At 48.8% G+C, this 25,518-nt stretch carries 22 protein-coding genes; 14 read left to right on the top strand and 8 right to left on the bottom strand.

Annotated elements, in window-relative coordinates:
* Positions 1 to 232 precede the first annotated feature (232 nt).
* The 4 genes from ACLB09_RS18205 (at position 233) to ACLB09_RS18190 (ending at position 3,948) form a co-directional block, all read left to right on the top strand.
* Positions 233 to 466 (top strand): hypothetical protein, encoded by a 234-nt coding sequence (locus tag ACLB09_RS18205; RefSeq protein WP_410771276.1) that lies wholly within the window; start codon positions 233 to 235, stop codon positions 464 to 466.
* Between the two features lie 179 nt (positions 467 to 645).
* Positions 646 to 2,271, top strand: a complete 1,626-nt coding sequence (locus ACLB09_RS18200; protein ID WP_410771275.1) for a DUF5050 domain-containing protein — start codon at positions 646 to 648, stop codon at positions 2,269 to 2,271.
* A 194-nt stretch (positions 2,272 to 2,465) separates the two neighbouring features.
* Positions 2,466 to 3,695: an MFS transporter gene (locus ACLB09_RS18195; RefSeq protein WP_410771411.1), complete on the top strand. Its 1,230-nt coding sequence runs from the start codon at positions 2,466 to 2,468 to the stop codon at positions 3,693 to 3,695.
* A gap of 109 nt (positions 3,696 to 3,804) precedes the next feature.
* A complete protein-coding gene (locus tag ACLB09_RS18190; protein WP_410771274.1) occupies positions 3,805 to 3,948 on the top strand; it encodes an SRPBCC family protein in 144 nt (47 codons plus the stop codon).
* Between the two features lie 105 nt (positions 3,949 to 4,053).
* On the opposite strand, the gene ACLB09_RS18185 is transcribed toward ACLB09_RS18190, so the two are convergent.
* Together ACLB09_RS18185 and ACLB09_RS18180 are read right to left on the bottom strand one after the other, a co-directional pair.
* Positions 4,054 to 4,917, bottom strand: a complete 864-nt coding sequence (locus ACLB09_RS18185; RefSeq protein WP_410771273.1) for a DUF6544 family protein — start codon at positions 4,915 to 4,917, stop codon at positions 4,054 to 4,056.
* Positions 4,918 to 5,042: 125 nt separating this feature from the next.
* The gene (locus ACLB09_RS18180) at positions 5,043 to 5,651 is read right to left on the bottom strand and encodes a TetR/AcrR family transcriptional regulator (protein WP_410771272.1); all 609 of its coding nucleotides are present in this window, start codon (positions 5,649 to 5,651) and stop codon (positions 5,043 to 5,045) included.
* A gap of 324 nt (positions 5,652 to 5,975) precedes the next feature.
* Here ACLB09_RS18180 and ACLB09_RS18175 point away from each other — a divergent pair, with 324 nt between their 5' ends.
* The 3 genes from ACLB09_RS18175 (at position 5,976) to ACLB09_RS18165 (ending at position 10,853) form a co-directional block, all read left to right on the top strand.
* Entirely contained in the window at positions 5,976 to 8,774 is a 2,799-nt protein-coding gene (locus ACLB09_RS18175) for a glycoside hydrolase family 3 C-terminal domain-containing protein (RefSeq protein WP_410771271.1), read from the top strand.
* 936 nt (positions 8,775 to 9,710) lie between these two features.
* Positions 9,711 to 9,902: a hypothetical protein gene (locus tag ACLB09_RS18170; RefSeq protein ID WP_410771270.1), complete on the top strand. Its 192-nt coding sequence runs from the start codon at positions 9,711 to 9,713 to the stop codon at positions 9,900 to 9,902.
* A 159-nt stretch (positions 9,903 to 10,061) separates the two neighbouring features.
* Positions 10,062 to 10,853 carry a nucleotidyltransferase domain-containing protein gene (locus tag ACLB09_RS18165; RefSeq protein WP_410771269.1) on the top strand — a complete coding sequence of 264 codons (792 nt, stop codon included), beginning with the start codon at positions 10,062 to 10,064 and terminating at the stop codon, positions 10,851 to 10,853.
* Positions 10,854 to 10,856: 3 nt separating this feature from the next.
* On the opposite strand, the gene ACLB09_RS18160 is transcribed toward ACLB09_RS18165, so the two are convergent.
* On the bottom strand, positions 10,857 to 11,495 hold the full coding sequence (locus tag ACLB09_RS18160) for a Vat family streptogramin A O-acetyltransferase (protein ID WP_410771268.1): 639 nt from the start codon (positions 11,493 to 11,495) through the stop codon (positions 10,857 to 10,859).
* 157 nt (positions 11,496 to 11,652) lie between these two features.
* Entirely contained in the window at positions 11,653 to 12,066 is a 414-nt protein-coding gene (locus ACLB09_RS18155; RefSeq protein WP_410771267.1) for a CHRD domain-containing protein, read from the bottom strand.
* Positions 12,067 to 12,256: 190 nt separating this feature from the next.
* Between ACLB09_RS18155 and ACLB09_RS18150 the strand changes: the two genes are divergently transcribed.
* Positions 12,257 to 12,841 (top strand): lysozyme inhibitor LprI family protein, encoded by a 585-nt coding sequence (locus ACLB09_RS18150; protein WP_410771266.1) that lies wholly within the window; start codon positions 12,257 to 12,259, stop codon positions 12,839 to 12,841.
* A 53-nt stretch (positions 12,842 to 12,894) separates the two neighbouring features.
* Here ACLB09_RS18150 and ACLB09_RS18145 read toward each other — a convergent pair whose 3' ends face one another.
* On the bottom strand, positions 12,895 to 13,533 hold the full coding sequence (locus ACLB09_RS18145) for a DeoR/GlpR family DNA-binding transcription regulator (RefSeq protein ID WP_410771265.1): 639 nt from the start codon (positions 13,531 to 13,533) through the stop codon (positions 12,895 to 12,897).
* A 265-nt stretch (positions 13,534 to 13,798) separates the two neighbouring features.
* Between ACLB09_RS18145 and ACLB09_RS18140 the strand changes: the two genes are divergently transcribed.
* Positions 13,799 to 14,011: a DUF378 domain-containing protein gene (locus ACLB09_RS18140; protein WP_410771264.1), complete on the top strand. Its 213-nt coding sequence runs from the start codon at positions 13,799 to 13,801 to the stop codon at positions 14,009 to 14,011.
* An 89-nt stretch (positions 14,012 to 14,100) separates the two neighbouring features.
* Here ACLB09_RS18140 and ACLB09_RS18135 read toward each other — a convergent pair whose 3' ends face one another.
* Positions 14,101 to 15,009, bottom strand: a complete 909-nt coding sequence (locus ACLB09_RS18135) for an EamA family transporter (protein WP_410771263.1) — start codon at positions 15,007 to 15,009, stop codon at positions 14,101 to 14,103.
* Positions 15,010 to 15,197: 188 nt separating this feature from the next.
* On the opposite strand from ACLB09_RS18135, the gene ACLB09_RS18130 reads away from it, so the two are divergent.
* The gene (locus ACLB09_RS18130) at positions 15,198 to 16,640 is read left to right on the top strand and encodes a methyl-accepting chemotaxis protein (RefSeq protein ID WP_410771262.1); all 1,443 of its coding nucleotides are present in this window, start codon (positions 15,198 to 15,200) and stop codon (positions 16,638 to 16,640) included.
* Positions 16,641 to 16,726: 86 nt separating this feature from the next.
* Here the strand turns inward: ACLB09_RS18130 and ACLB09_RS18125 are convergent, their stop codons facing one another.
* Positions 16,727 to 18,535 carry a helix-turn-helix domain-containing protein gene (locus ACLB09_RS18125; RefSeq protein WP_410771261.1) on the bottom strand — a complete coding sequence of 603 codons (1,809 nt, stop codon included), beginning with the start codon at positions 18,533 to 18,535 and terminating at the stop codon, positions 16,727 to 16,729.
* Between the two features lie 236 nt (positions 18,536 to 18,771).
* On the opposite strand from ACLB09_RS18125, the gene ACLB09_RS18120 reads away from it, so the two are divergent.
* The 3 genes from ACLB09_RS18120 to ACLB09_RS18110 all read left to right on the top strand — a co-directional run bounded on the left by ACLB09_RS18120 (position 18,772) and on the right by ACLB09_RS18110 (position 21,806).
* Positions 18,772 to 19,827 carry an acyltransferase family protein gene (locus tag ACLB09_RS18120; protein ID WP_410771260.1) on the top strand — a complete coding sequence of 352 codons (1,056 nt, stop codon included), beginning with the start codon at positions 18,772 to 18,774 and terminating at the stop codon, positions 19,825 to 19,827.
* Positions 19,828 to 20,004: 177 nt separating this feature from the next.
* A complete protein-coding gene (locus ACLB09_RS18115; protein ID WP_410771410.1) occupies positions 20,005 to 21,390 on the top strand; it encodes an MATE family efflux transporter in 1,386 nt (461 codons plus the stop codon).
* Between the two features lie 260 nt (positions 21,391 to 21,650).
* Positions 21,651 to 21,806 (top strand): hypothetical protein, encoded by a 156-nt coding sequence (locus ACLB09_RS18110; protein ID WP_410771259.1) that lies wholly within the window; start codon positions 21,651 to 21,653, stop codon positions 21,804 to 21,806.
* A 1,176-nt stretch (positions 21,807 to 22,982) separates the two neighbouring features.
* Here the strand turns inward: ACLB09_RS18110 and ACLB09_RS18105 are convergent.
* Positions 22,983 to 23,543 (bottom strand): DUF1697 domain-containing protein, encoded by a 561-nt coding sequence (locus ACLB09_RS18105; protein WP_410771258.1) that lies wholly within the window; start codon positions 23,541 to 23,543, stop codon positions 22,983 to 22,985.
* A gap of 205 nt (positions 23,544 to 23,748) precedes the next feature.
* On the opposite strand from ACLB09_RS18105, the gene ACLB09_RS18100 reads away from it, so the two are divergent.
* Entirely contained in the window at positions 23,749 to 25,518 is a 1,770-nt protein-coding gene (locus ACLB09_RS18100; protein WP_410771257.1) for a sensor histidine kinase, read from the top strand.

Raw genomic sequence — 25,518 nt, 5'->3', positions numbered from 1 at the left:
CCTGAATGAACCCACTGCTTGCTTGCGATTAACTTCAACCCCAGTATGCCACACGATTCACGCTAATCGATCCATGCTTTCTCTACTCCACGGTTACGGCGTTCTGCTGCGGCCAGAAAAGCTCAAGCTCGTGAGCGGAATTTCGAACAAGCGCCGGAGGCAGACTCCCCTGTCCAATGGTCCAAGCACCCCTCCATCCTAGGACATACATTAAAATAAAGGAGGGGTGATCATGTTCAAGTATAAGATCGATTCATGGGGAAGACTCGTTCCCTGCGTGAATGAGGAACCGATTCGCCAGCAGCAAACCACCTGCCCTGAGAAGAAAAAAGACCGGTTAGCCGGTGCCGGTCAAGGACCTTCAAGACCGCGGAAACGCCGAATTAAAAAGAGCAAAAAGATTCGCAATATACGTCACGGATGCAATTGTCGTTGTAACTGTTGCCGTCGCCGCAGAACCAATTAAACGAGAGATGTAAAGGCCGCCCTGCCGGGAGGCTTTTTTCTTTTTCCGGGCAGGCGGATAATCCGTTTATCCGCATAAGGGTATGGAGGAATTTAATCTATTACATAGAATTAAAGACAAATATCCTGAAATCCCCATAGAAGGGAAAATATTATTTAGATCCATAGGAGGATTCGCCATTGAAGAAATATGGGATCATTGCATTGTTATTAGTAGTACTTAGCAGTTTAGGGGGAACGGTTCCTTCATTAACGTTTGCGGAGGAAAGCGAAGTCGGACAAGCCGAACAAGCAGAACAAGACAACCAAGCAAACCAAGTCGATCTAATCGACCAGGTCATTAGCGAAGTTAAAGATGCCCTTGTGCTCTGTGTCGACAGTTCCAAGGTTTACATTGAAGGTCAGCAAGGGCGAATAGACCCCAATCATCTCGAAATCACTCCCTTTGTCGAAGACGGCACTACCTTCGTTCCGTTAAAATTCTTGTCCGAGCAACTTGGCGGAACCATGTCCTGGAGTTCAAAAACCAAGGAAACGACAATCGCTTTTAATGGCAATACCGCTCGTACGAAGCTGGGAGAGGCCAAGCTATATATCGATGATCGGGCCGTTGCGATGAGTGCCCCCGGCAAAACCGTGAACGGCACAACCTATCTGCCTTTGAGAAATGTTGTAGAAGATATTTTTCAAAAGGAACTTTTTTATAAAGACGGAATCATCCTTATAAGCAACGAAGCTAAGACGTACTCCGACAGCACGTTGGCAGGCCTCTCCAAAACATTGAAGCCTTATGTCGTGTATTCCGCGGGCTCGGATCTTCTATATATTTATGCTGACGGGACAAGAAATAACAAAGAGATTGAATACGAGTATTCGACGGAACCGCGTATTACGGGAACCAGCGAAAATTCATTCTATATTGAAGATCATAATTATAGGGACCAATTTTTTCATAAGATGGACCTCCAGGGGGAAATTGTGCAAACCTTCAAGACCAAATGGGGTAATGGAATGGCCCTTGGTTTAGCGAAAGAGGGTGTCCAGTACTATTCTTCAGCGCAAGATAACATTTATAAAGTTAGCGAGAATGATATAACCAATCCCAAAGTTATTGGGAAGGGGTATTTTGCTAAAGACGATGCTTTCGTCAAAGGTGAAACTTTTTGGTTTACGAACCAAACAGACGATGATCACGCCATTTACAAACTGCATAACGGCAAGCGGACGAAAATCTCGAAAAATAATTCCTTTCTGAAGTATGTTCACGATAATTGGATTTACTATGGGTATTATGAGAACAAACGGTGGACCCTTTATCGAATGACAATGGACGGGGGGCAAAAGACGAAATTAACAGGGGACGCAGATGTATGGCATTCGGTGATCTATAATCAAAAAATCTACTATCTCGACAATCATTCCAAAGTGTTGCGTGAAATGAACCTGGACGGTTCTAATAAACGTGTGGTCTGTAAATTATCCAAACAGGGGGAAGCCATTTTGGAGTTTGGGGGTGGATTTATTTATTTTACCGAGGAGAATCAGGATGGACCATGGACTGAAGCGACACAGGCCTTATATAAGGTTAGTCTTTCTAAAGGCACAAAGCAGCAGTTAGTGGATGTGCCGCTGGAATTTAGTCATTTTTGGCAACGAATTGAAAACGTCGCTGTCATAGGAGGAGTAGTTTACTATAGCTTAGACAACAGGATTTATGCTGTTGAAGGTGACGGTTCCAAGCCTAAGGAAATTCAATATATGCATGGTTCATATTTGTCCGAAGTATTTAGCCTGAAGATTCAATAATTCGTAGAATAAAGAGAGCATATTCTTTTTTAGAGTCCCGTAAAAAATGATCTTGAGCAGAACCCCAATGAATATACTAGAATGCCTAACGAAATGCCGCGTGGGTCTGAAGTTCCGTTATTTCATCGATCGGGAGGGGTTCTGTGAACAAGAAGAACAGATGGATCAATGCGCCGTATGCTTTTGCGCTCGGCATGTTTGCGATGATGGTGCCCAGCCAGGCTTTCAGCTCGTTCTACAGTTATTATTATGTGGAAAAGCTGGGGCTCGGCATCGGGCTGGCCACGCTGGCCCGTACGATCTTCCTGGTTTGGGATGCGGTGAATAACCCGATCTTCGGTTACTGGTCGGACCGGACGAAGAGTAGGCTCGGGCGGCGCAGACCCTGGGTCATTGGGGCGATCCCGCTATTTATGACGTTTTTCGTGTTGGTTTTTTCACCTCCGGGAGGCTTGACGGAAAACGGGCTGTTCGCCTGGTTTCTGGTCACCCTGATTCTGTACGAGACGGTCGCAACGGTGCTTTGGGTGAATTACGGCGCTTTATTTCCCGAACTGTTCCGCGGAGACCGCATTCGTGCCAAAGCTTCGGCCGTGGAGCAGGGCTATCAGATCGTTGCGCTGTTGATTGCCACCGCGGTAACTCCGCTCATTTACGCGGCCTTGGGTTTTTCAGTGATGGCGATTTTGTATGCTTGTATCTTCGGCCTTTGCATGTCGGTCTGGGTACTGAGCGTCCGGGAACGGCCGGATTCCAGCCAAGGCGAACCGATGAAGCTGATCCCCGCGTTCAAAGAGACGGTGAAGAACAAGAAGTTCTGGGTGTTCAATATTTCGAACTCCTTTGCCCAGACGGTTAATGGATTGCTCAGCTCGATGATTCCTTTTTATGCAAAATACGTGCTGCATATCCCCGAGGAGCAAGTCTCGATCCTGCTGGCCGCCGTCTTTGTCTCGGTGATTCCGTTGATTTTTGTGTGGTATTGGATCATCCGTAAAATGGATGGGGTCAAGGCGTGGCGTGTGTCGCTTGTCGTCTACGGACTTTCCATGATTCCGCTGTGGTTCGGTTACGACCTGGCCAGCGGCATTGCGGCCGGCGTGGTTGCGGGCTTCGGGCTGGCGGGCTTCCTGGTGACTCCGGCGATGGTCAGCGGGCGCATCATCGATGAGGACGCGGAGCGGACCGGATTAAGAAGAGAAGGGATTTATACGGCAGTAGCCGGGTTTATTACCCGTTCGAGCGGACTGATCTCGGCGCTGGCTTTTTTCATCGTCGGAATGATCTTCGGGTATGAAAGCGGCGATAACCCGGGGCCGTCACCGGAATTAACCTTCCGCTATCTCATTAGCGCCGTTCCGCTTTGCTTGCTTGCGATTTCGGTCATTTTGTCCTGCAGCGTAAAGTTCAATTTCAAGAAGTGATTGCTGTTTCGGATCCACATAAGGGCTCTCTCCTGTTATCTTAGCGGGGATGAGGAATGATATACTTCAATCCAATAGTCTCGACCCACCAGGAATAGGAGATAAAGCTGTGAGCATAGCGGTTATTCAAAAAGTAGAGCACGGTGAGCACAGGTATACCGCAACTTTCGAACGCAGCTTGAACTTTCCCATCCCGCAAGTATGGTCATTTCTCACGGAGAACGAGAAGCTGGGGCAATGGTTCCCGGAATAAAGCGTGGCCGAGCTTATCGAAGGCGGAGCGATCAAGTTCGATATGGGGGACGGCAGCTACGACGGTTATTGTGACTATTTAGCCTATGGCTGCGAATCCAAGTAATTAAGTCATATAATTGATTTTATTTATGGAGTAATGAACCTCAATGTGGTCGCTCTCAAAATATGTGTCTTCACCATCCGGGAGCATCCAATTTACACTAACGCTTCCCGGCTGAAAGTAACCATTCTGTTCTATGTAATCAGAATAGGTTACATACCACGGCACCAACGAGCTGCCTTTCCCATTTTCGTCCCTATATCGGTCATTGGTATCAAAACGTATAATGTTGCCATTATTGTCAAAAGTAAATCTTCCCTTAGCAGTAACACCCTTCCATTCAATCTCACCTTCAATGGTGTGGTCGTCAACGGCTGTCCATGACACGTACTCCTGTAAAAACAAGGACGGCATATATACTGCGTCTGCCAGCGCCGTGATCAACTGCCCCTGATCCATTTCTGCCCCGGTAGAACGGAAAAGCTGAAACTGCTTGGCAAGTACACCTGTCATAGAGCCGATTCCGTCCAACAGACTGTCTTTAGCCTGCAATGGAACCCCCGCAAATCGTCCTGTCAAGAAAGCGTGCCGGTCAGGTCTATTTACAAAATTGACCTGCATGTATTTAATCTTAATAGGCTCTTTTCCCGCCGACATACGAAACTTTGTGTTGTGAAAATATATCAGCATGTTATCCATAAAGGACTTTCCCATATAGCCCCCATTAATGATGTGTTGACGGAGCAGAGCAGGCAGCATGGCAACATAATCTTCCGTAAATATATTTTGTGTGCTTATTTGGCTTTTTGTTTCGGTCAAAGAATTTTTTACATCTGTCAGATATTGCTTCCAAAGTCTGCCGCCGGGTATTGCCAAATACATCGCTATGATTGCCAGCGCAATCATGACTATCACTATCCAAAGCATATATTCCACCTCATTGTGTAAAATGCTGTGCCTAATAGATTATCAGGCTCTAATTTGGATATATTTTGAGTTATCCCGTTGCTAAACTATTTTAAGAGCCTTTGACAATGCGCTTTTCGGTGTGTTCACTGTCTAATTCCCCCCATCAGGATTTCTATGAAATCGTCCACAAGCTGGTCGAAATCATCCATTTTATATAATTGATTTTCTACGGCACTCAAAACGAAACCGAGTAATGCACTAATAATCATCCATGAAGTGTTCGTTATATTGGGCTTCAAAACTTTTTGCGCTATCCCGTCAGCAAAGAAATTATTAAGCATAGCTATTCCCGAATTAGAAGGCTTGTCATCTTTACTTTCATTCGCAAATATGGCAGTCGTTCCACTGTACATAATAGCTTTTACCATTTCCGGCTCACCGCAAAGGCTCATAATAAAGACGTTCAAAATGCTATGCACTCGCTGATCTATCGAAAGTGTAGCGTCGCCATTTATGATGGCAGCCGCATTGCTTTCAACTTTTCTATAAAGCTCGTCGGACATATCCGTAATAATCTCTGCTTTGTCTTTGTAGTAAAGGTAAATGGTGGTCGGGGAATACTCGATTTTAGCGGCTATCTTTCTTATTGATAATTTTTCATAGCCCCCTTGTTCAATAAGCTCAATAGCGGCATTTTTTATTTTCTTTTTCATTACTGCTTTTTCAATATCACGCCGTTCTTTGATACCCATATAATCACTCCGGTTAACAGTGTTAATTTTATTTACGATGTTATTATCCCTTGATAATTGCAGTGTGTCAACGTAATTCGGATGATCGGTTTATCGCTTCCATTATCCCGTATAGAATAAGGATATTTACAGTTTCCTATTACGAACGCCCCTACTGGAGCCACAGGACCCAACTTGATGGATGTGCTCTCTAAAGCGGCATGAATCGGTTCTTTACCGGGGGTCACGCCAGCGCTCCGCAAAAAGATTGGAAATTCATAAAGAGATAGGGTAATTTAATATATAAGAATAAAAACGTTTTTAACGGCATAAGGAGAGAACAAATTGAGCACAGAGAAACTGGGAGTTCCATTAGAAGGTTTTGCTGAATTCAGCAGAACGGTTGCCGCGGAAGGCGCGGTATTGTTAAAGAATGAAGGACAAGTTCTACCCATTCGAAAAAGCGAAAGCGTTTCGATTTTCGGCAGAACCCAAGTGAATTATTACCGTAGCGGTACGGGCTCGGGCGGCAGCGTTCATGTATCCTACACAACTAACCTGCTGGGCGGCCTTCGCGGCAAAAAAAATATTACGGTCAACGAAGAATTGGCAGCCGTTTATGAGAAGTGGATTGAGCAAAATCCGTTCGATAACGGTGGAGGCGGCTGGGCGGCAGAGCCGTGGCACCAAAAGGAAATGCCATTAACGCCCGAACTGGTGCAAGCGGCAAGAAACAAATCCGACAAGGCAATCATCGTAATCGGCCGCACGGCGGGCGAAGACCAGGACAATGCCAATGAGCCGGGCAGCTATCAATTAACGGCGGAAGAAAAAGAGATGCTGAAGCAGGTAACGGCCTATTTTGAGCAAACGGTCGTCGTCCTGAATGTATCGAACATTATCGATATGAGCTGGATGAACGAGGCGGGTTATGTACATCCGATACCGTGCGTGATCTATGCTTGGCATGGCGGCATGGAAGGCGGCAATGCGATTGCCGACGTGCTGGTTGGGGATGTAACGCCGAGCGGCAAGCTTACCGATACGATCGCTTATTCGATCGAGGACTATCCGTCGACCCGAAATTACGGCAACGAACACCAAAACTTTTATCAGGAAGACATTTACGTAGGTTACCGCTATTTCGAAACGTTCTGCCCGGACCGCGTCCAATTCGAAATCGGTTTCGGCTTGTCTTATACGCAGTTCGATATCAAGCTTGAGGAAGCCAAACTGTTTACCAAAGAAGGTCAGACCTATATTGAAGCTGGCGCGAATGTAACCAATACGGGAACCGTCTATGCGGGAAAAGAGGTCGTTCAGGTCTACTACGAAGCTCCTCAAGGAAAGCTGGGCCAACCGGCCAAAGCATTGGCTGCCTTCGGCAAGACGAAGGAGTTGCAGCCGGGCGAATCGCAGCGTCTGATCTTGAGCTTTCCTGTGCACTCCATGGCTTCCTACGATGATGCCGGCGTGACGGGGTATCCTTCCGCCTACGTGCTGGAAGCGGGAACGTACCGGATATATGCAGGAAGTAGCGTCAAGAATCTGGTGGAAATCGCCGTCGAGGGGCAACGCGGTTATGTCGTGGAATCCCTTCAAGTCGTGGAGCAGTTGGAAGAGGCGCTCGCACCAACGGAAAGCTTTACCCGAATGAAGCCGGGCGCGCGCAAAGAAGACGGCACGTATGAACTTACCTTCGTAGAAGCGCCGAAGCGGAAAATTTCTTTGGCGGAACGGATTGAGAATCGCCTTCCGCAAACCTTGGAGCAGACTGGAGACCAAGGGTATAAATTGAAAGACGTGGCAGACGGAAAAGTCGGCTTGGAAACGTTCATCGCCCAGCTCAATGATCAGGATCTGGCTACGATCGTCAGAGGAGAAGGCATGAGCAGCCCGCTGGTTACGCCGGGTACGGCATCGGCGTTCGGCGGCGTAAGCGATAGCTTGTTCGGCTACGGGATCCCGGTGGGTTGCACCGCGGACGGTCCGTCAGGAATCCGGATGGACAGCGGGGAGAAGGCGACTCAGGTTTCCATTGGTACGCTGCTGGCCGCTACCTGGAACGCGGAATTGGTGGAAGAGCTGTACGTGATGGAAGGTCAAGAGCTGCTGAGAAACAACGTGGACACGTTGCTAGGACCTGGCCTCAATATCCGCCGCAGCCCGCTTAACGGCCGCAACTTCGAGTATTTTTCCGAAGATCCGCTCCTTACGGGGATTTTTGCTACGGCATGCACCCGCGGTATCATGAAAGGCGGCTCTAACGCCACGCTGAAACATTTCGCCTGCAATAATCAGGAGAAGTATCGCAGTAAGGTGGATGCGATCGTTTCCGAGCGCGCTCTTCGCGAGATTTACCTGAAAGGCTTTGAAATGGCAGTAAAACAGGGCGGCGCCAATTCGATCATGACATCGTACAATCCGGTTAACGGACATTGGGCGGCGTCCAACTATGATCTGAACACGACGATTCTGCGCGGAGAATGGGGCTACAAAGGCATTGTGATGACCGACTGGTGGGCCGTTATGAACGACGTGGTTCATGGGGGAGCCCCGGACCGGAAATATACGAACTGGATGGTTCGAGCACAGAATGACTTATACATGGTAGTCAGCAACTATGGTGCAGAAATCAATGCATATAACGACAATACCCTGGAATCCTTGGAAAACGGAACCTTGACCCGCGGCGAACTGCAGCGCTCGGCCATGAATATTTGTCAATTCTTGATGAATGCTCCGGTATTCTCGCGTAAACAAGTGATCGAGGAAACCGTCCATAAATTCGCGGCCAACTCCTCGCTTGCGGCGGGACAAGTCCAGGAACGAGTGCAAGAGCTGTCGCAAAATGCCCAGGTTACCCCGGTTGAATCGGGATCGGCCTTTTTCAAGGCTGATCAAGCCGGCCATTACCGGATCATCGTCAACATCATGTCCCCGGAACCCGAGCTGGCTCAAAGTGCTTGCAATGTAACGTTGAACGGGCAAGTGATGACGACCATTCAGACGAACGGAACCGAAGGCCAATGGATCAAGCAGAAGCTGGTGAAAATTGAGCTGGAAGCGGGGCTTTATGAGCTGAAGCTGGAGCACATCAAGCCGGGTATGCAGATCGACTGGATCGAATTTAAACAGGTATAATCAGCGGCATTCGTTACGGGAGACTCTTCGGGGTCTCTTTTTTAATGGATGGAATGGGTGGAATCGCACCGGACCCGAAAGCGGATTGAGGATGGGTATGGGTTAGTCATGCTTGGATTCGGGCTAATTGTGCACAGCTTAGTTATTTAACGTTACTTCTGAGCATTAACGTTACTTCTGAGCATTAACGTTACTTCTGAGCAATAATGTTACTCCTTTAGCAGTAATGTTACTTTTGAGCACTAATGTTACTTCTGAGCGCTAATGTTACTTCTGAGCACTAATTTACTTCTGAGCACTAATGTTACCCCCGAGCACTATGGTTACTTCTGATCTCTTATGGTTCTTCTGATCTCCAACGATACTTCCGTACTCTAAAAGTTTTCTGATCTCTCATCGGCTCATCCGTTCCATGGAAATTCTAACGGACACAGAAGCCGTTAAAGGAGGCAAATTCTCGCTTTCCAACGGCTAACGGACACAGGAGACCTTAATCTGCCGAAAAGTGCACAAAAGCTGCCGAATAGGCATGATTAAGGGCTCTGGTGACCGTTAGATTTTGAAATGCACCATTATGAGCAATTTAACGGCTCTGGTGTCCGTTAGAACGTGAAGGGTTGGCTCCCGAGGAAGCCAAAGCAGCTCGTTGGCAGCAAAGAGACGCCTGAAGAAGCCAAAACTAGCCCGTTGGCGGCAAAGCGGCTCCCGAGGAAGCCGAAAGTAGCCCATCGGCAGTAAAAGGTTGCCCTTCAAGCGGCATGTTTCTAGCAGCAAAAAGCTGCCCCGATAGAGTCGGCTGGTAAGCCGCCGACAGTGAAAAGTAGCCTGCTAGAGCCGAATGGAAGTCCGCCCATGGATAAGGTATAATGATACCAACAGCCTTTAGGCGGGAGTTTAGTCCGGCTGTAAGAAACTGAATCAGGAGAGTTGCAACTAATGAGAGGATTTAATATATGGCGTCCGATCGTGTTGATCGTGTCCGCGCTGGCTACAAATACGCTGGTTATGAATCTTTGCATTTTGTTTGGCATGCAGCCCGGGCCGGCAGAAAACGTCGGTTTTATTGCCATGATGATCGTCGCGCTCGTGATCTATACCCGCTTTACGAAACAACGCCGTCGCAGATAAATGCAATTATAATTCAAAAGCACCCAAGCACCCGCTTTTCTCCGATTCGTTGAGAGGGCAGGTGCTTTTTCGTTTGTTTTGAATGAGGAGGAGCTGTTGATCGGGATATAATAAAATGAATAGCAACAATCCCAAGGCGGCAATAAGGAGTGGATCGCGATGGCGCAATTGTCTGAAATGCATCTTGTTATTAGGAACGAGCTGCAACGAATTGAACAAGAGGAGCAGGTGCGTATTCTATTTGCTTGTGAAGCGGGAAGCAGGGCGTGGGGGGTTCCGTCCAAAGACAGCGATTATGATGTGCGGTTCTTGTATCTGCGGCCCGTCGATTCGTACTTGTCCCTTTTCGAGCCTCGGGATGTCATTGAAAGGCCCATCAGCAATCAGCTTGATATCCACGGATGGGATTTGAAAAAGGCGCTCTTGCTATTCCGTAAATCCAATCCTCCCTTGCTCGAATGGTTACAATCGCCGATTCAATATTATGAGAAGTATTCGGTTGCCAGGCAGATTCGTGATCTGTCTCCTTTATCGTTTTCTCCCCGCTCCTGTATGTACCATTATCTTCATATGGCAAAAAGAAACTACAGGGACTGTTTGTCAGGCGAAGAGGTCAAAATCAAGAAGTACCTTAATGTGCTTAGGCCCTTGTTAGCGTGCGGTTGGATCGTGAAATACGACAAAATGCCGCCCATGGTGTTCGAAATCATGGTTGAAGATCTAATGCCAGCGGGTAGCGAACTGAAGGAAGTTGTCCTGAGGCTGCTGGACCACAAAAAATCCGGCGCAGGGCTGGAAAATGAATCGTGGCTGCATCGGATTAACGAGTATACGGAACAGCGGATCGCGTATTTTGAACAGGCGGCAACCGGCCTTAAGACGGCGGATATCCATTTGGATGACCGGCTGGATCAACTGTTCCGTTCCGCGCTGCAAGAAGTATGGGCATAGCTGCTATTCCAGCGCTTTGATCAATTCAAGGTCGGCGCTGCAGAGGATATCCAAGTTCGAAAATATTTTCTCTGCGGGCCAGTCCCACCATTGCAAGTGCAGGAGATGATCGATTAACTCGTCGTCAAAACGTTTCTTGATGATCCGTGACGGATTTCCGCCCGCAATATGGTATGCGGGAATATCTTTGGTCACGACCGAATTGGCCGCCACGATCGCCCCGTCACCAATATGGATGCCCGGCATCACCGTTACGTTTTGACCGATCCATACGTCATTGCCGATGACCGTGTCGCCTTTGAACGGCAAATCGTCGAGGGAGGGCGTCGCTTTTTCCCAGCCATGTCCCATGATATTGAAAGGATACGTAGTTACGGAGTTCATCCGGTGGTTCGCGCCGTTCATAATAAATTCAACGCCTTTGGCGATGGCGCAAAACTTGCCGATGATCAGCCGATCGCCCAGAAATTCGTAGTGGTGAGTGACATGGGATTCGAAATTCTCGGCGCCATCGGCGTCGTCATAATAAGTGTACTCCCCTACGATAATGTTGGGCCGGGTAATCACATTTTTGATATAGCAAATCTGTTTGATATTTTCATTAGGATAGACGGCATTCGGATCAGGACCGATCTTGTTCATGGATTTTTGCCCCCTTCGATTTAGGAATCATTACCGATGAAGCATCGTCGCAGGCGTGAGCGTTTTCAACGGGAACTCAGTCTAGACTAGCGGAAAAATTTACAATAGTAAACTAAAACGAAAAAAAGCACTGACCTCGCAGGTCAGTGCTTTTTTATTATTTACACTTGATGACTTGGCCGCGGACTTCTCCATCGGGATGTTGAATGGTGTGCACATTGACATAGGAATTGCCTCTTTCGAATTCGCGGATCAGATCGCGGATCGTTTTTCCGCTTAAAGGGCCGACCAAGTCATTGCTGGTAAGGGTTCCCCGAACAACTCCGCGTTTCACGGAGATGCCGAATTTTGACGGACCGAACAGAAAAGCGACCACAGGACCGTTGACGCCTTTACGACCAAGATGAAGATGGGCTTGGGTTACCTGGTTTATATTTCGGACGATAAGGCAGAAAAATAACCGGTCACCGGTACGGTTCAGCCGAAAAGTAGCATTTCCCGTGGCAATCGTTCTTACGGGAGGCACTTCGTTTCTTCCATTCAAGAAAGCCTTAAACGATTTGATATCCATCACCCCTCGTCATTGATAAGGTATTTTATTGCATCGGCACGGATATGGTTTGTTTATTTGTCCTGCCTTCTGATTCTTAAGGACCGTTTTAAGGTAAATAGACAAAAATAATGCAACTTTTGGAAAGAGGTCTTCGTTTCAATAATGTATCATCACAAAGATCCAGGAATTGCAGAGACAGGAGGAGCAGATGAAAAAACTAATCATATTGACCCTATTGACGTGCAGCTTCTTGGCCGGTTGCGGCAACGCCGGGAATGAGGGCGCAAATGTGAAGCAGCCGGAAAATTCGGTGCAAGAGGAAAAACAGCCTATAAAGGAAAACCAGCCTGTACAGCACGACCAGCCTCAAACCGAAGCGCCTGCAACCGACAAGGACAGCGACAATTCTGCTGATTCCGGTACTTCAGTTACGGGAACCAAGGAAGCTTATCTTGAAAAGCTGGATGAGATCGAAGCGGGGCTTGCGGATCTGGAAGAATTGAATGAGGAAGGAACCACGGCATCGATGACCGAGGCCGCGGCGGAAACTTTCAATCGTTGGGATACGGCGCTGAATGAGATATACGGCGAGCTAAAGCAGCAGCTTTCCGCAAACGAGATGGATGATTTAAAAGAGAAGCAGCGGGAATGGATTAAGCAAAGAGATGAAATCGCGGAGAAGGAAGCCGCGGAATTCAAAGGCGGAACCATGGAGGGTTTGCAATTAGTGTCGACCAAAGCCCGGGTGACGAAGGAAAGATGTTATGAGCTGGTAAATCAGTATATGAAATGACCCGAAAAAACCCCGAAAAAACCCGGTGCCGCCCGAACGGTACTGGGTTTTTGTCATTCATCGGCGAGGATCAGACTGGTCGTCAGCTTCTTGAACTTGGGAAGGAAGCTTCTGTCCAAGCTGGCGTCGGTCACGATGGCATCGATTTGATCAAGCGGCGCTATGGACACGGTGACATCCTTGCCGAACTTGCTGCTGTCAGCAGCGATAAAGACTTCTTTGGCCTGCGCGATCATTTTTTTGCGCGTAATGGCTTCCTCGAGATTATAGTCGGAGATCCCCCGCTCCATTGTAATGCCACTGCAGCAGATAAAGGCTTTCCGGACATTCAACTCATGAAAGTTGAAAATATAGTCGAAAGCCACGACGGATTGCTCCTCGCTTCTGATTTTCCCCCCGATGATGATAAGCTCAACATCGCTATGTACCAGCTCGTTGATGACGGGGATGGAATTGGTGATGACGGTCAGCTTTTTTTTGTGCTTTATATATTTGGCGATCTGGAAGGTCGTCGATCCGCTATCAATGTAAATGCAATCGCCATCATGAATCAGCTCGCTGCATTTTCGGGCGATGGCTTCTTTCTGCTCCAGGTGGTTGATCATGCGCTCATCCATGGAAGGTTCGCCGAATCGCGTCTCTGCGAGTAAGAAGCGGCGATCGGCAGAACGAAGCAGTCCTTTATGAACCATGGAGCGGATTTTACTTTGACTACGCTAAGCGAGCTTCCGCAATTGATTCAGACCATTAACGTTATGCTGTCGCAGGGGAAGAGACCGGGCTGCGGCGTGAAATAAGGAGTTGGTTTCATACGCATTTTTACAGACGGACGCCACATGGTGTCCGTTTTGTTACAGTTTGCGGCGGGAAAATCTTTTAAAAACGCGACGATGCATAATTTTGGTTCGAATTGGGAATTTTTATAGTAAAAGATTAATTTATGAGGAGTTGGCGTGGATGAAAACATTAAATGTTGTGGCACTCACTTTATTGATTGTGGGTGGGCTTAACTGGCTGCTGATCGGTCTCTTTCAATATGATTTGGTGGCAGCCATTTTTGGAGGGCAGGATGCCATGTTATCCCGGGTCGTTTATGTAATCGTCGGCATTTGTGCCATTTACGCGATTAAATTCTATAACGATGTGAGCGAGGAAAGACGAGCCAGATAATTCAACGAGTCCGCTACTCCCTTGACTCCATACCAAAAGACACCTGTTAAGGTGTCTTTTTCGTTTTTACAGAATAGGGCTCAAACCGCCTACAATTCGTCGGCAATCCCCAGCAAGGCAATCCCGGCAATGACGATGATGATGACCGCATATTGCTTTTTGCTTAGCCGCTCTTTAAGGAAAATCCGGGACAGGATCACCGAAAAAATGCTGTAGGAAGCGATCAGCGGCGCGGCGATAATGGCATTGCTGGACATGGCGAATACATAGAAAAATTGTCCGATCGTTTCGAAAATGGCGGCATACCCTTTCACGCGTTCCGTGAAGAGGTTGAAGCGCTGTTTTTTAATGAACCTGAGGTATGTAAAAGCAAGTACGGCACAAATGAAAAAGGTGAACTCATAAGCGAGCAAGGCTGCGTCTTCGCTGATCAGACTCATCTCATCCAGATAAATCGCGTCGGCGAAAGTCCCGAGCCCGTCAATAATGCAGTAGAGAATCGGAAAAATGATCGCCATAAAGCCGATTTGATATTTTTTGTCTATCTTCGTGCTGCTGGCCTGAAGCGCTTCGTGCTCCGCTCTCTTTTCCAGAACGGCAATGGCGACCACGCCGGCGGTAATAATGGTGATGCCCAAAATTTCAACGGCATTCAAGCTGTGCGTGAAAAACAGGAACAACAGGATGGTCGTGACGGCGCCGGAAGAGTTCTGCACGGGCGAAGCGATGGATAATTCAATATAACGGAGTCCGATATAACCGATCGTCATCGACAGGATGTACAGCGCGGATACGGGCAGGTAACGGAACATGTCGGCGGGATCAAACGAGATTCCTTGAATGAGCATGTACGAGATACCGTGAATCCCCATCACGAGGCCGACCATAATGACGATTTTGATGTGACTGAACCGGTCGTTGCTGTCGCTCCCTTTTTTATAGAACAGATCCGCGCCTCCCCAGGCGAAGGCGGTGAGTAGGGCAAATACAAACCACATGGACAGTACTCCTTGCTATAAATTAATGACGTACACCTTGAATAAGCTTTCTCATTATACAGGCTGGTTCAGGAATGGTGTCAATGACAAAATAGGGTGGAGGAATCTGTCTTAATATGTCGAATTAAAGTGTTCAAGTAATACCGGAACCCCGTAGGATAAAACAGCTCAGAGAGAGAGTGATCGTGATGTCAGAGAAATTAATCGAATTGCACCAAAGGAACAAGTTAATGGTTTGGTTACTATGGGGGACTCTTCTGCTTGGGATTGCCATGTCGGCTCCCCACATAAGACAGACGCTGGCTATATCCGGTCTGCCGGTCGCGCTGCTGTGCGTTGTTCTGATTTGGAGAAAAATAGCCGTCCCTTACATCATGTACCTGGTATCGATAGGACTGAGCATGATCGCTTTCTTTTTTATTAATGAGAGCACGGGGTACAGCAGCTTGTTACTTATTTTTTTCACGCTAGCCCTCATTTCGATTTACCATAATTATCGTCCATTGCTGCTTAGCGGCCTACTTGCTATCGTGATGTCGAATTATTTTTTGCAGACCAAAGAGTTTCTGTTGGCTGAGAAAGATATTAACTTGAATGGCTATTTGATCGTCACCCTCACGGCTTTGATGGCACAGAGCCTGATTGGCGCCAAAATGAGAAGGAAGGCGGAAGCCAGCGCGACGGAGTCTGCGGTTGCGCAAAACCGGACAGAAGAAGTCTTGGTAGAGGTTAAGAATACGGTGGAGGTGCTGGGTCATTCGATCATAAGCTTGCAGGAGAATGCCACCCATACAGGGGAAATATCCAATCAGGTCGTATCCGCCTTCAATGAAATCGCGGTCGGCATCGAAACTGGGTCAACCAGCGTTTCCGATATATCGGAGGCTATCCATCGTGTGGATGAGAATGTAAGTGCCACAAGCCAGGCTTCCGTTAAAATGAGTGAACAATCCAAGGCTACCTCCGAGTTCACGATTCAAGGCAAATTCAAAATGGATGAATTGGCCGGCAAAATCCATGAAATCGACCATATCGTTCTCAGTACCTCCCTTGTTATGGGAGAAGTAAATGAGGAAAACCGGAAGATCGGAAGCATCGTGGATCTCATCAAGGACATTGCGAACCAGACGAACCTGCTTTCTTTGAATGCTTCCATCGAAGCGGCGAGAGCCGGAGAACATGGGCAGGGCTTTTCGGTAGTGGCTACCGAAATTCGGAAGTTGGCCCAGCATGCCCAGGAGGCATCTACCGACATCTCGGTCATTCTCGGATCGATTCAAAGCCGCATCGGGCAGGCGACGGATTTAGTGGAGCATGGCCGTACGGTTGTGGAAGCGGGTAAAGAATCGGCGATGAATGCGGAACAGCTATTTGCCGGAATCGAGTCGAATTCAACCGGGGTCCTGGAACAAGCGGAACAGGTCCGCGAAATGAATGAACGTTTACGCATGATTTCTGAAACTGTCGTCCAGGAGATTACCACGGTAGCCGCTTTCACGGAACAATCCGCAGCATCGGTTGAGCAGGTATTGGCAAGTTCACATGTGCAGCAGGAGCATGTAGTAGAGATCGTTACGTCGATTAATCAATTGCGGGAATTAATGAACAAGCTGGAAGAGATCATAAAATAATTTTTGTGCGCATGAATTGGGGTTATCCCCGCACCGGATGAGGATAAGGTGCGGAGATAACCCCTTTTTTGGGACTAGCCCATGGGCTAACGCTTGCTGCTAGCCAGCCCGTTATCGCAAATTTCCAGAACCTGCCTCGCCAGCTCGTCTCCCTGTCTCTCCAAGTTGGCCATCCACTCCAGCAGCTGTGCCTGTTCGGTTCTTTGCTCTTTCGACCAAGCCTGCTGGACCGAGGGAGCGGTTTTCAAGGTATCATCGCTTGGCATCGCTTCATAAAAAGCCGAAAGCCGCGAATGCATCGTTTCGTAAATTTCGGCCATTTCCGAGAGCTGCCGAGAGACATGTTCCCCTTGAGGGATGGATAGGGAATCGCGCAAATAAGCGGCCGCGCATTTCCGGGCGTCGGTCAGGGCCATCATGCAAAAATGATTGACGCTAAGCCTCCGGGAAATATCCGAATCCTTCGCCGTTTGATACCACGCTTCATCCAGCAGTCCTTCTCTCCACGTCTCCAGAGCGGCGTATCCCATCCGGTAGCCCCGGTTGTCGGTTTGGCTCATCGAGTCTACTTTGGCATACAGCGAGCGGAGCAGATTGTCGAAGCCGGAAGGAACCGGGCCTTGATCCCCGAACCGTACCATGGCGAAGGGCCACTGATCGACATAAAGATACCCTTTGCTTTCTTCCATGGAGGCCTGGAATTCGGGATCGTCATGAAGATCCCGGAAGGTCTCGTCATCAAAATAGGATCGGCAGAGCAATGTGCTTCCGTTATTAAGATATCCCGTAATGACGCCCCACTCGGGCGCCACGCGCAGGTTGATGGCAACAGGCAACTGATGTTTACGGATGCTGGCCAATACTTGTTCTTTCTCCGCTTTCCGTTGTTTCTGGCTGATCCGATCCGCCCAGATCGGTTGATAGCCATAGGCGGCAAAGGCAGGAACGGCATAATCGTAAGCCACTAAGGCATCGGCGGAGCTGTAGTCCCAGGCTGGCGTAAAAGCGATTCTCCAGCATGCGCCTGAGACGCCCATGACCTTTTCATACGAAGTTTGAATCCCCATACTTTTCAGGGACAGGTACATCGCACCGCCCCAGGAACAGTCCATTCCTTTGCCGAAGCCGAGCCGGTCAACCTGTTCGATAATGTAACTTTCGCTGGAATCGTCGTACCGGAACAAAGACATTCGATCGGGGCTGTAGCGGATGCGCTCACCCTCCTGGCAGCTGACGGCGTGAAGGCCTTCGGCATTCCGGTAAATCAGCAGCAAATAGTCTTGCCCTTCATTGTCGATGAGGCTTGGAAATAGCTCATGATTGGCCTGAAAATCATCCCACCGGAAATACTGGAGATGCGTCATTTTTTTCATCACGTTCAGATAAGCCGTTTCATTGCCGTAGGCCGCAAAGATAAAGTCCAGTTCGCCGTCCTTGGCCATGAAAGTTTGCGCGTCGATCCCGATGGTCAAGGTGTCCCCTTTTAAAGCATAATCGGAATAAACCCCGGAGGGAGTCTCGTATTTCACGAGCAGCACCTTGATCCGGTCACTTTGAATTTTAAATGGAAGGGTCTGTTCGCTTACGGGAAACGTCAATTGATTTCCGACAACAAACTGATTCACGAAGTGAGTGACTTCATGGCTCTCCTGTCCATCCGTATAACATGCGGAGAGAATGATTAATTCTTGCGGCATGAGGATGCTGTCGATGGAATGTCCCAAGATCATGGAGAGCAAGGGCAGCGTGGCCGTCTCGGGAAGCGATTTTCCCGTTTCCCACTTGGAAACAGCTTGTGCGCTTACATGGAGCTGCGCGGCGAGCTCCTCTTGCGAGAACTTCTTTTCCTTGCGAAGCATGGCGATTCGTTTGCCTACTTTATCCCCGTTATTCATCCGGTTTCTTCTCCCAAATCAGATTTCGACGTCGTTATCTTCATTATAAACATAGGTGGCAGAAACGCTATGTATCTTAGGACGAGTAACTCGGCTGGAACTCAACTGCTGGTTGAATGAGGATGAAGAGGGAGGTTTCCTGTCGGAAATGTCGAATACAACAAGGAGAGAAAAAACGCTCACGAATACGAATTACGAAGACGTATTTCAAGTTTTAATAGAAAGGGAACAGAGGCTTGAAGAACGTAAACTATACTTTGATGGGATTAAGAGGCCTGCTTGCCCTGTCTGTCGTTATTTATCATATCTATGTCTCGGCCGTGCTCGAGGGCTATATTCCCGAGATTCCCAAAGAGAACTATTTATATTTAATCAATTACGCGGGACCCATTTCCGTGAATCTGTTTTTTGTCATCAGCGGCTATTTAATTACGCAAAGTTTACTGAATAAAAGGACATTTGGAGAGTTTGCTGTTAATCGGTTACTACGCATATACCCCGTATTTTTTGCCATTCATCTGATCATTTTTATGGTCGGGCCGGTGATCGGCTATAAATGGATGGATGGGATCGGAGCAGGCGAGTATCTCATTCAATTCTTCTCGAATGCATTGCTTTTGCCGGGGATGTTCCCGTTGCCGATCGCTCAAATTGTTGCCTGGTCATTGAGTTACGAGTTGTTCTTCTATATCATTGCAGGCATGTTCTGGTTGGTATCCCGGAATTCCAAGCTGCCTAAGGCAGGAAAAGGTCTGCTTTATGCCCTGATGGTTGCCGCTGTAGCGGTCATTATTTACTATCGTAAGGACTTCTCGTTTTTTGCCGTGGGAGTCGCTTTATATTTCGGTCAAAATGGGATAAAAAAACGCTGGAAGCCGGTCAAATGGTTTTATTTCAACGGGGTTATCCTATTGGCGGCCATTTATATTTCCTACTATGTGATGGCATTTCCGATTGCGGTTGCCCTCGTCCTCAGCTTCCTGTTGTTTATTCCGGTCATCATGGAATACGGCTTTCTGTCTTTGTTCCTGCGTACGGGCCTGATGCGCTATTTGGGCAAAATCAGTTTCAGCTTGTATATGTGGCATACCATGGTAATGTTTCCCTTAAAAATCATCGTTCCAAGAATCGGTGGATTCTTAGGGAGTAATGATCTTTCTTTTAGCATTTATGCGCTTTTGTCGTTGGGCTTGTCCCTGCTCGTGTCGCATGTGTCTTACCGATATATAGAAGTTAAATTTACAAATGTAGTGAAATTGAGAGGGTTGAAAAAGCGTGCCGGGTCGATTTGAGCGGCCCATTTCATTGACAGAATCGGCGGCGAATGATATCTTCAAGCAGGCATTGATATTCCGTCTTATAATCTGTCCGGGAGGTTCAATCCCGGCGCAGCTATACCGATACACTTATTAAAAGCTCTTCGGATGAAGGGTTTTTTACATTATACAGAAAAGAATGTGATGACCTTGATGCAGCTTCGGTTACGACTGCAAAAGAAAGGCTGGCTGGACAAATATTTTACCGGCGAGTCGATGGATTACCGGCAAATTATCGCTTTGTTTATTCCGATTCTGATTGATCAGGCCTTTATCGTCGGGCTTAATCTGGTGAACACCGCCATGATCAGTTCGTCCGGCGTGGCCGCCGTGAGCGCGGTCAATATGGTGGATTCGCTGAATATTTTTCTGATCAACGTATTTGTTGCGGTCGCTACCGGCGGGACCGTGGTAGTAGCGCAGTATAAAGGCAGCGGCAACGACCTGATGGTCTCCAAAGCTTCGGCAAGCTCGGTCACGTCCGTGTCCATGCTGGCTTTGGGGATCGGCCTTCTGATCATGGGCTTTCACAACCCCGTTTTGAATGTGCTGTTCGGTTCTGCTTCGACCGATGTGCTGGACAGTGCTAGGGTGTACCTGATCGGCAGCAGTATTTCCTACGTCGGGATTGCGGTGGTGCAGGCCGTTTGCGGGGCGCTCCGGGGAGTCGGGAAGACGCGGGCCTCGCTGGCTCTGTCGCTGATTATGAATCTTCTGTACGTGTTGTTGAACGTGGTGTTCATCAACATTCTGGACATGGGCGTGTTCGGGATGACGCTCGCGGTGAATATCGCCCGCTATGTTGGGGCCGCCTGCGCGTTGTATTACTTGTTTAAATTGGATGCTACGCTGCAATTGCGGTTCCGTGACCTGTTTCATATTCCGCTGTCCATGCTTCGCAAAATCATGTTCATCGGCGTGCCGTTTGCGGCGGAGCAGATGTTTTTCAACGGAGGTAAACTGCTGACTCAGGTGTTTATCGTCAGCCTCGGCACTTATGCCATTGCGACCAACGCGATTACCGGTTCGCTCGCCATGGTGTTTCAAATTCCCGCAAGCGCCTTGTCCCTAACTATTGTAACGGTGGTTGGCCAATGCATCGGGCGAGGCAATATCGCCGATGCCCGGAAGTTTATCAAATCTTTTCTCTGGCTGGGGTCCGCCTCGCTTTTGCTGATCGGGCTGATCCTGATGCCATTGTTCCGCCCGCTGGTCAGCATTTTCAATCCGCCTCCGGAAATTGTGCACGATATTTTCCTGGTGTTGCTGGTCAATACGATCGCCCAGGTTCCGCTGTGGTCCATTAGCTTCATTCTGCCGTCCGCGCTGCGGGCCGCGGGTGATTCGCGGTTTACCTCGATCACGTCGATGATGACGATGTGGCTGTTCCGGGTTATTCTGGGCTACGTTCTCGGCATTGTGCTCGGCTTCGGCATTATGGGAGTCTGGCTGGCGATGAACTGCGAATGGGGCGTGCGCGGGGCCCTCTTCCTGTGGCGTTTCCGCGGCAAAAAGTGGTATGCGCACAAACTGATATAGGTAGGTAATAAATGATATAAGCGACAGACTGATAGCAATATTGTCTGGATATGAACACACAAATATAATCTACGAAAGCGAACTGATGGGGACTTTACCAAAGTAGACAGCAGTAGACACTCATGAAAAGGGCGATCCTATCCGTAGGGTCGCTTTCGCTTTTTGCTTTCGTTTAGGTTTAGTAGTTTAGCCCGGTGAGATACCGGCTATCTAAGTAAGCGGGTATGCAGTTTGGCTCGGGCAGGCTGGGTGGCTTGTGGATGAAAGTTGCAAAAGTGCATCATTTTTTCGAAACGAGACCCTTTTCAAGGGGATTGCTGCAAAAATACAGGATTAAAGGACTCAAACAGACCATGGCAATTGGATTTAGCCGAAATTGCTGCACAATTGCAGCAATTCTCTCTTTTGGTGGCTAAATCCTCGCCAAATCCTGCATTTTTGCAGTATTGCTGGAGTCACGCCGGAGGTGTGCAGTTACTTGTCGTATGGGTTGGAGTCACGCCGGAGGTGTGCAGTTACTTGTCGTATGGGTTGGAGTCACGCCGGAGGTGTGCAGTTACTTGTCGTGTGGCTTGGAGTCACGCCGGAGGTGCGCAGTTACTTGCAGTATGGGTTGGAGTCACGCTGGAGGTGTGCAGTTACTTGTTGGATGGGTTGGAGTCACGCCGGAGGTGTGCAGTTAATTGTCGTATGGGTTGGAGCCACGCTGGAGGTGCAGTTACGTGTCGTATGGGTTGGAGCCACGCTGGAGGTGTGCAGTTACTTGTCGTGTGGCTTGGAGTCACGCCGGAGGTGCGCAGTTACTTATCATATTGGCTGGAGATGCTTAGTTACTTATATTGTAGGCCAGGCTTGGCATAGAAAAGCTGCAAAAGTGCATCATTTTTTCGCTACAGAGACTCTTTCCAATAGAATTTCTGCAATAATACAGGAATAAAGGGCTCAAACAGACCATGGGAACTGAATTTAGTGAAATTGCTGCACAATTGCAGGAATTTTCTCTTTTGATGGCTAAATCCTCACCAAATCCTGCATTTTTGCAGTATGGGTTATAGCCACGCTGGAGGTGTACAGTTACTTGTCGGATGGGTTATAGCCACACTAGAGGTGCACAGTTACTTGTCGGATGAGTTATAGCCACGCTGGAGGTGTACAGTTACCTGTCGGATGGGTTATAGCCACACTAGAGGTGCGCAGTTACTTGTCGGATGGGTTATAGCCAGGCTGGAGTGTACAGTTACTTGTCGGATGGGTTATAGCCAGGCTGGAGGTGTACAGTTACTTGTCGTATGGGTTATAGCCAGGCTGGAGTGTACAGTTACCTGTCGGATCGGTTATAGCCACGCCGGAGGTGTACAGTTACTTGTCGGATGGGTTATAGCCAGGCTGGAGGTGCACAGTTACTTATCGGATGGGTTATAGCCAGGCTGGAGTGTACAGTTACTTGTCGGATGGGTTATAGCCAGGCTGGAGGTGCACAGTTACTTATCGGATGGGTTATAGCCACGCCGGAGGTATACAGTTACTTGTCATATTGGCGAAGCCGCGCCATGGCCAGTGGGCCGGGGACGCGCAATCCAGCGTTCCTGCCGTCACGTGGTCATACCGTCCGCCAATTCCACAAGCTTGTTCATCGTATTCCAGTTCCGGACCGTGGCTTGGACTCCCAATTTGTGGAGATTTACGGCCAGCTTGGAGTCGCGGATGCTTCCCCGGAACAGCAAATATACATCCCGGCCGGCGATGACGTACAGGTCGTCCCCGTAATTCACGGACTCCAGTTTCTCTATGCCGGCTGGTTCCGGCGCCCCCGGCAGCATGGCGACATGAAGGCTTTCTCCCACGCAGGTGGCAGCGGCCTCCGCCAGCAATTCCTCGGAAAAGGGACATTGCCGGGTGATCATTTTCATTTCCCGGTCCGTCCTCAGAATCACCATCAGCGAGATTCCGAACACCGACTCGATCATTTGCTCGATCTCTTTACGAAGGGTCGGCTCGTCCTTTTCCGATTCAAAAAGAATGTTTCCGCTCTGAATATAAGTTTGCACCCGGGTCAGCCCGATGTTTTCGAGCGCCGTTCGTAATTCGGCCATTTTGATCTTGTTTTTGCCGCCGACATTAATGCCCCGCAGCAGTGCGATATATATCGTCATTTCATTCCTCCGCGCGAATGCCTATTTCATTTTTACGTAAAAGATAACATGATCATAGCTAAAAAGCGACCTCCAAATCCGCCTTTCGGCATGGGGTTTTTCATTTGAATCCTTTCCGAAAAAAGGACATCCGCTGATTGTCTAGAATTAGTTTAACTCGAATGCATTAACGGGTTAGAGCAGAGGAAGGAAAGGCGGCTTCATAATGCGGCTCCGGTTGAACCGATGGTATACGCTCAAAAATCAGATGCTGGTTGGATTTCTTTTTGTCATGATGATCATCTTGTTCGTGGTCGGGATTATCACCTTCGACTCGGTGTCCCGGCTGCTGAAAAACAATGCGGAAAAGCATATCCAGCAGACGGCGATCCAGGCCAACGGCCGGCTTGAGGCGGTGCTGAATCAGATCGATTCACTGACCACTCAGGTCGCTACGGACCAGTACGTCCAGGAGCTCCTGCTCAACGAGCGCAACGGGAAGCTGGCGACGTTCTCGGAGCGGCAGAAACTGCTTGCGAGCATGAAAATCGTCCAGACCTACGCGGACGGCATTACCTCGGTGGAAATGTATAGCAGCGAGAACCGGCGGTTGTTTCCGCTGGATGGAAGCAGCTTGGACAAGAAGGTCAGCCTTGAATGGATCGTAAAGGCCAGGGAGAGCAAGGGCCGAATCGTATGGGTCGGGATCGATCCCATGGAACCGAATACGGTGCTGGCCATCCGCAGCATCAGCCTGATTGATCAATGGTTTATGCCGGGCGGGTATCTGCTTGTCCGGATGGACAGGGAGGCGTTCAAAATCAGCGAATCGCTTTCCGGCGGGGCCGGTAAAGAAGCCATGCTGGTCGTCGGCCAGAATTATACCCTGATCGCCGCCAATGACGAACGGTTCTCGGCCGTTAATATCAAGCCACTGATTGAAGCCGACGAGCCCTGGGTTTCGATCGGTAAAGAAAAGTACATGCTGGTCAAGCAGCAGTCCGTCGTCACGGGCTGGACCTTTCTGATCCTGACCCCGGTCAGCGCCATTACGGATGGAATTTCCGTGCTGCGTACGGCAATATTCGTATCGGCAGGGATCGGCACGCTGTTGTTTATCGTACTGTCCTTTCTGATGTCCACGATCATTACGCGACCGATTTTCAAATTGATAAAAACGATGCGGAGCGCCCGGCTGGGCGGACTGAAACCGATTGCTACCCAAATTTCGTCCACGATCGAGATCAACGAGTTGAATCATACGTACAATCAGATGGTTGAGCATATGAATGAACTGATCGAGCTGGTCTACGAAAAAGAAATCATCCAAAGCCGGACCGAGCTCAAGGCGCTTCAGGCCCAAATCCATCCCCATTTCCTGTTCAATACGCTGGAAGCGTTGTACTGGGCGCTGCAGGAGAGGCAGGAGGAGGAACTCGCCGAATATGTGGTGGCGATGGCGGATTTGTTCCGGTATACGATTACCGGGCCGAATAAGGAAGAGTGGGTCACCCTGGAGGATGAACTGGAGCATATCGAGCGATACCTGTTAATTATGAAAATGCGAATGGGAGAGCGGATGACCTGGTCGATTTCATCGCTTCCCGCTTATGCCTCCGTGAAAATGCCGAAGCTTCTGATCCAGCCGTTAGTCGAGAACGCGATCCTTCACGGCTTCGAGAGCAAAATCGGTGCGGGGAGCGTGTCCGTTACCGTAACGCTTGCGGATGATAACATGCACCTCGTGGTGACGGTAGAGGATGACGGAAAGGGCATGGACGACGAAATGCTTCGCACCATTGTCAACGCGCTTCAAACGGGGAAGATTCCATCCGCGAAGGGATCGGGGATGGGGATTTTCAATGTGCAGCAGAGGTTAAGGCTTTATTATGGCAGCGATTCCGAAGAGGAGCGGACCGGCTTGTCCATCCGGAGCGGCAACCACGGAGGAACCGCCGTTAGCCTGAGACTTCCAATCCAGACGGGAGAAATTTGA

This window comes from Fontibacillus forbon, from assembly GCF_046559655.1.
In the GTDB taxonomy this organism is placed as follows: Bacteria; Bacillota; Bacilli; order Paenibacillales; family Paenibacillaceae; genus Fontibacillus.
The sequence above is the reverse complement of the archived record's forward strand: the minus strand, read 5'-3'. Positions and strand labels throughout refer to the sequence as shown.